At 73.8% G+C, this 6,000-nt stretch carries 5 protein-coding genes; 3 read left to right on the top strand and 2 right to left on the bottom strand.

What is annotated here, in order from left to right:
• The first annotated feature begins 26 nt into the window (after positions 1-26).
• Positions 27-1,001, top strand: a complete 975-nt coding sequence (locus ABZ484_RS22590; protein ID WP_358867711.1) for a LysR family transcriptional regulator — start codon at positions 27-29, stop codon at positions 999-1,001.
• A 55-nt stretch (positions 1,002-1,056) separates the two neighbouring features.
• Here the strand turns inward: ABZ484_RS22590 and ABZ484_RS22595 are convergent, their stop codons facing one another.
• Both ABZ484_RS22595 and ABZ484_RS22600 read right to left on the bottom strand, forming a co-directional pair.
• On the bottom strand, positions 1,057-1,407 hold the full coding sequence (locus ABZ484_RS22595) for a DUF1330 domain-containing protein (protein WP_358867731.1): 351 nt from the start codon (positions 1,405-1,407) through the stop codon (positions 1,057-1,059).
• A gap of 95 nt (positions 1,408-1,502) precedes the next feature.
• Positions 1,503-2,564 carry an ABC transporter permease gene (locus ABZ484_RS22600; RefSeq protein WP_358867712.1) on the bottom strand — a complete coding sequence of 354 codons (1,062 nt, stop codon included), beginning with the start codon at positions 2,562-2,564 and terminating at the stop codon, positions 1,503-1,505.
• 270 nt (positions 2,565-2,834) lie between these two features.
• Between ABZ484_RS22600 and ABZ484_RS22605 the strand changes: the two genes are divergently transcribed.
• Positions 2,835-4,250 (top strand): amino acid permease, encoded by a 1,416-nt coding sequence (locus tag ABZ484_RS22605; protein ID WP_358867713.1) that lies wholly within the window; start codon positions 2,835-2,837, stop codon positions 4,248-4,250.
• A 198-nt stretch (positions 4,251-4,448) separates the two neighbouring features.
• Positions 4,449-5,723, top strand: a complete 1,275-nt coding sequence (locus tag ABZ484_RS22610) for an amidohydrolase (RefSeq protein WP_358867714.1) — start codon at positions 4,449-4,451, stop codon at positions 5,721-5,723.
• Positions 5,724-6,000: the final 277 nt, after the last annotated feature.

Raw genomic sequence — 6,000 nt, forward strand, 5'->3', positions numbered from 1 at the left:
CCGCACATCCGCCCTACGCTCCCTCCATGGAGCTCGAGGTGAGGCACCTGCGCGTGCTCTGCGCCATCGCCGAGCTGGGCAGTCTGCACAAAGCGGCTCGGGAACTCGGCATGGCCCAGCCCTCCTTGAGCACCCAGTTGCGCCGCATCGAGGAGGCCCTCGGCGCTCAGCTGTTCGTACGCGCCCGTACCGGTTGTCGCCCCACCCCGCTCGGACACCTCGTCCTGAGCCGCGCCAGGCCTCTCGTCGCCGAGTTCGCGGCGATCGTCACCGAGACCAGGGCGGCGGCGGCACGCGCCGCCGGCGGGGCCCTGCTGCGCATCGGCGCCACCGCGAGCCGGGCCCTGCCCGGCTGGCTGCGCCGGCTGCGGGCCCGGCTGCCCGGGATCGAACCGACGCTCCAGATGGACGTGTCCGCGAACTCCCTGCTCGGGATGGTCGCCGCGGGCCGGCTCGACATGGCCTTCGTGCACGAGGTCGAGGGCAGTCCGCTGCGCGTCCCGCGCGGGCTCTGCCTGCGGGTGCTGGTGGAGCGGGAACCGCAGTTCGTCACGCTCGCCGCGGACCATCCCGCGGCCGCGCGACGCGAGGTGCGGCTGGCCGACCTCGCCGGCGAGCGCTGGATGGTCGACTCCACGGTCGACGGTGAATGGGACGGTCTGTGCCGGGTGCTGCGCGCGGCGGGGCTCGAACCCGACCTGCTGCACGGCGACTACCTCACCGCGTACTCCCTGGCCGCCACCGGCGAGGTCGTCACGGTCAGCCAGCCCACCGCGCACCCGCGTCCCGACCTCGCCGTCCGGCCGCTGGAGGGTGACCCGATCGGCGTACGGCTGCTGCTCGCGGCCCGCTGCGAGACGGAACTGGACCGCGCGTACGCGGAGTTGGAGGCGGCCTACTGGGAGGTGGCGCGCCAGGCGCCGGCCTACCAGGAGTGGCTGGCGCGTTCCGCCCGTTCAGCCGCCGCCGATGACGGCGAGCCGCACCCGTCAGGACGGTGAGCCCGGCACGCGGCAGCGCCGTCCCCGGTGACGCTCCGGAACGAGCGGTCGGCAGTCACCGGTCGCGCGGCAGCGACTCCCGCATCGCCTTCGCGGTGGTGGCCGGGTCGTAGTCGTCGGGGACGCCCGGGACGAGGACGATGTCGCCCGCGATGTGGCGTGAGCGCAGCGGTGCGATCTCCCTGTAGGCGGGCGAGTCCCACCAGGCCCGTGCCTCGTCGATCCCGGGGAAGGCGATCACCACGACGTGTCCGGGCCAGCTGCCCTCCTTCACCTCGTGCTGGGTGGCGTGCACGAGGAAACGGCCGCCGTACGGTGCGAAGGTGTCCGTGATGCGTTCGATGTATTCGGCGATCTCCGGGTGCGGGGCGGCCTCGCGCAGGTGGGCGATGGCGTAGGCGGGCATGGTGTCCTCCGGTCGGTCGCTCGGCCTTCTCACGGCGGCGATCGTGGCACGGGGGACGGTGCGAGATCGATGACGTTCGGGGTAATGGACGGCCGTCAGGGGGCGGCGTGGGCGGGACGGACTTCGCGGCCGCCGGGGTGGCGGTGCCGCCAGGTCCAGAAGACGGCGCAGGAGACGACGGCCCAGACGGCGAGGACAAGGAAGGGGAAGGCGTGCTGGTGCCCGGTGAAGTACACGGCCGTGTGCTGGGCGTTCACCGAGGCGCCGGGCGGCAGCCAGCGGCCGATGACGCCGAGCGCGGAGGGCAGCAGCGGCCAGGAGACCGCGCCGCCCGAGGAGGGGTTGCCCAGCAGGACCATCAGACCCCATGTCGGGATCATGGCCCAGCGCCCGAACAGGGTGTTGAACATCGTGAAGACCATGCCGGAGGTGAACATGGTCAGCGCCAGGATCATCCAGGACTGGACGAAGGGCAGATCCAGGGCGCCGAGCATCCAGTCCACCACCGCGGCGATCACGAACCCGCCGAGCATGGCGTAGACGACGGTGAAGGCGATGCGCTCGAGCGGGTTCAGTCCGGACGCCTGCACGCTGAGCTGGATGGCCCCGACGAAGCCGACGATCACGGCCGCGAGCGAGATGTAGAAGATCGCCAGTCCGCGCGGGTCGCCCTTCTGCAAGGGCTTGAGGTCGCGGATCGCGACCGGCACGCCGGTGGCGCGGCCGACCTTCTCCGCCGACTCCACCAGTACCTGGGCGACCGTGGCCCCGGTGGCGCTGGACACGTAGAGCGTGACGTCGTTCGCGGCCCGGGGGACGTCGAGCACGGCGAACACCTTCTGGTCGTCCACGGCTTCTTCCGCCGCGGCGAGTGTGTCGTAGGGCCGTAGCTTCAGCGAGGCGGCCAGGGCCTTCTCCATGCCGGCCACGAAGCGCCGGGCGCCCGGCTGGTCGTGGGCGCCGACGACCGCGGTGGGGATGGTGTGCGGGGTGGGGTTGGCCATGGCGTACGTGTAGGAGCCGGCGAAGAGTCCGGCCGCGGCGGCGATGATCAGCGTCAGGACCGTCGCGGGCAGGAAGGGCGACTCCCGGAAGGCGGCCCAGCGCTCGGCCGGGGTGGGCGGGCGGCCGTGCTCACCATGCGACGTATCGGACATAACGCCCACGCTAGATCATCCTGCGGTGCCTCTCCTCGCCGGGCTCTCAGCGCGTCCCCCTCACACCGCACCCGCATCTCGCCCGCACCGGCCGAGGTCCCGCAACATGGACATTTCCCGCCTCCAAACCCCCAGCGGCGCACGTTTTACGGTGCCGCACCCATTCATACAGGACGAAACGAGGTGATTTGGAGCCATGACGACCGATGCCGGACCATGGGGTCCGTCCGGCGATCCCGGGCACCAGTTCGAAGAGAGGCGAACCACCCCATGCACGTCACCGGGACCGCCCCACAGTCGGCTCCGGCCCCGCAGGACACCCCCGCGGCCCCCTCGACCACCGAGTCACGCACGCGCGACAGCGACCGGCACGCCCGCCGCTTCGGTCTGCCCGTGGCGACCGCGCTGGTCATGGGCAACATCATCGGCGGCGGCATCTTCCTGCTCCCGGCCTCCGTCGCCCCGTACGGCACCGTCAGCCTGGTCGCCTTCGGCGTCCTGACCATCGGCGCGATCACCCTCGCGCTCGTCTTCGGCCGGCTCGCCGAGCGCGACCCGCGCACCGGCGGACCCTACGTCTACGCCCGCGGGGCCTTCGGCGACTTCGCCGGCTTCCTGGCCGCCTGGGCGTACTGGATCACCACCTGGGTGTCGAACGCGGCGCTCGCCGTCGCCGCCGTCGGCTACCTCGACGTGCTGGTGCCGGTGAACGACCACCGCTGGAGCGCGTGCCTGGCCGCGCTCGTCCTCCAGTGGCTGCCGGCGCTCGCCAACTTCGCGGGCACCCGCTACGTGGGCGCCGTCCAGCTGGTCTCCACCGTGCTGAAGTTCGTGCCCCTGCTGCTCGTCGCGGTCGGCGGGCTGTTCTTCTTCGACCCGCACAACCTCGGCCCGTTCAACGCCGGCGGCGGCAGCGCGGTCGGCGCGGTGTCGGCCTCCGCAGCGATCCTGCTCTTCTCCTACCTCGGTGTGGAGTCCGCCGCGGTCAGCGCGGGGGAGGTGAAGGACCCCCGGCGCAATGTGGGCCGCGTCACCGTCATCGGCACCGTGGGAGCCGCCCTCGTCTACCTGCTGGGCACGCTGTCGGTCTTCGGCACGGTCGCGCACGGCCGGCTGGTGGAGTCCACCGCGCCGTTCTCCGACGCCGTGAACGCCATGTTCGGCGGCGCCTGGGGCGGCTGGGCCGTCGCGCTCGCCGCGCTGGTGTCGATGACCGGCTGCCTCAACGGCTGGACGCTGCTGAGCGCCCAGACCCCGTACGCCGCCGCACAGGACGGCCTGTTCCCGGCCGCCTTCGCGCGCCGGCGGCGCGGCGTTCCGACCGTCGGTGTGGCCGTCACCGTCGTCCTCGCCTCGCTGCTCACCGTCTACAACTACACCTCGGGTTCGGCGAAGGTCTTCCAGATCCTGGTGCTCGTCACCACGTTCACGGCGACGGTGCCGTACCTGCTGGCCACGGCGGCGCAGCTGTTCCACCTCCTCGCCGGGCGCCGGGACATGGTCGACCGGGGACGGCTGGTGCGGGACGCCGTGATCGCCTCGATCGCGGCCGCCTTCTCGATGTGGCTCGTCGCGGGCGCCGGATACGCCGCCGTCTACCAGGGCGTGCTGTTCCTGTTCGCGGGCGTCGTCGTCTATGCCGTGATGGCGGCCCGGAACCGGGCCCGGGGCGAAGCGAGCGGGTGAGGCCCGGGCCGGGCCGGGTGGGCGTGCCCACGGCGCCCGGCCCGCACCGGCGGCCGCGTCGTCGCGGTGCGCGCACGAGGAACCGGCCCGGCCCGCACGTCGTGGCAGGGCCCTGAGATCACCTTCTCGGTATGTTGAGCCGGATGGCCCGCCCCGGCGGCACCGCCGGATCCGGACCCCGTATCGGAAGGTGGCACGATGCCCAGCAGACCGTCCCCACGGCCCGGCCTCGACGGCCTCGCCGAGGTGTACCGCGACCTGCACGCCCATCCCGAGCTCGCCTTCGCCGAGCACCGCACCGCACGCATCGTCGCCGAGCGGCTGCGCGCCGCGGGCTACGAGACGACCACCGGAGTCGGCGGTACGGGCGTGGTCGGTGTCCTGCGCTGCGGCGAGGGGCCCACGGTGGCGGTGCGCGCCGACATGGACGCCCTGCCGGTGCGGGAGCAGACGGGCCTGCCGTACGCCAGCACGGCCCGGGCGACCGACACCGACGGGCGGGAGGTGCCCGTCATGCACGCCTGCGGCCATGACATGCACGTCACCTGCCTGCTGGGCGCGGCGGCCGAACTGGCGGCCCACCGGGATGCGTGGCGGGGCACCCTGCTGCTGCTCTTCCAGCCGGCCGAGGAGCTCGGCGGGGGCGCCCGGGCCATGGTCGACGACGGGCTGTACGAGCGGTTCGGCCGGCCTGAGGTCGTGCTCGGGCAGCATGTGTCACCGCTGCCCGCGGGCTTCGTCGGGCTGCACCCGGGGCCGGCGTTCGCCGCGGCCGACTCGCTGCGCGTCGTCCTGCACGGCCGCGGGGGCCACGGGTCCCGGCCGGAGGCCTGCGTGGACCCGGTCCTCATGGCCGCCGCGACGGTGCAGCGCCTCCAGGGTGTCGTCTCCCGGGAGGTGGCCGGCACCTCCACGGCGGTCGTCACCGTCGGGGCCCTGCACGCCGGGACCAAGCCCAACATCATTCCGGACCGCGCCGAACTGCTGCTGAGCGTGCGGACCTACGAGCCGGGGGTGCGCGAGGCCGTGCTGCGGGCGGTGGAGCGGATCGTCCACGGCGAGGCGGCCGCCTCCGGCGCGCCCCGGGAGCCGGAGATCGCGTACACCGAGTCGTTCCCCGCGGTGGTCAACGACCCCGCGGCCTGCGAGCGGACCCGGCAGGCGCTGACCGAGGCGCTGGGCGACTCGCGCCTGGTCGATCCCGGCCCGGCCACCGGCAGCGAGGACGTCGGCCTGTTGGCCCAGGCGGCCGGCGCCCCGTGCGTCTACTGGCTGCTGGGCGGCGCCGACCCGACCGCCTTCGCCTCGGCCCGTACGTTCGAGGACCTGGCGAAGGTGGCACGCGGCCAGCCCTCCAACCACTCCCCGCACTTCGCCCCGGTCGTCGAGCCGACACTGAGCACCGGCATCAGCGCGCTGACCGCCGCGGCCCGAGCCTGGCTGGGCTCCCCGGAGGACGAACCCGCTCGGTGAGCCGACCGGGCCGGTGAGCCGACCGGGCCGGTGATCCGACCCGGCATGAGCCGGCCAGGCCGGCCGGCCTTGCCCGTCGGCCGACCCGGCCCGACAGGGCGACCCGGTCGGACGGGGCGACCCGGTCGGACGGGGCGACCTGGTCGGAAAGGCCGATTGGGTCACCCCGGACGAGCGGGTCGCCCCGGACGAGCGGGTCGCCCCGGACGAGCGGGTCGCCCCGGACGAGCGGGTCGCCCCGGACGAGCGGGTCGCCCCGGACGGGCGGGTCGCCCCG

The organism is Streptomyces sp. NPDC006393 (assembly GCF_040628575.1).
Taxonomy (GTDB): domain Bacteria; phylum Actinomycetota; class Actinomycetes; order Streptomycetales; family Streptomycetaceae; genus Streptomyces.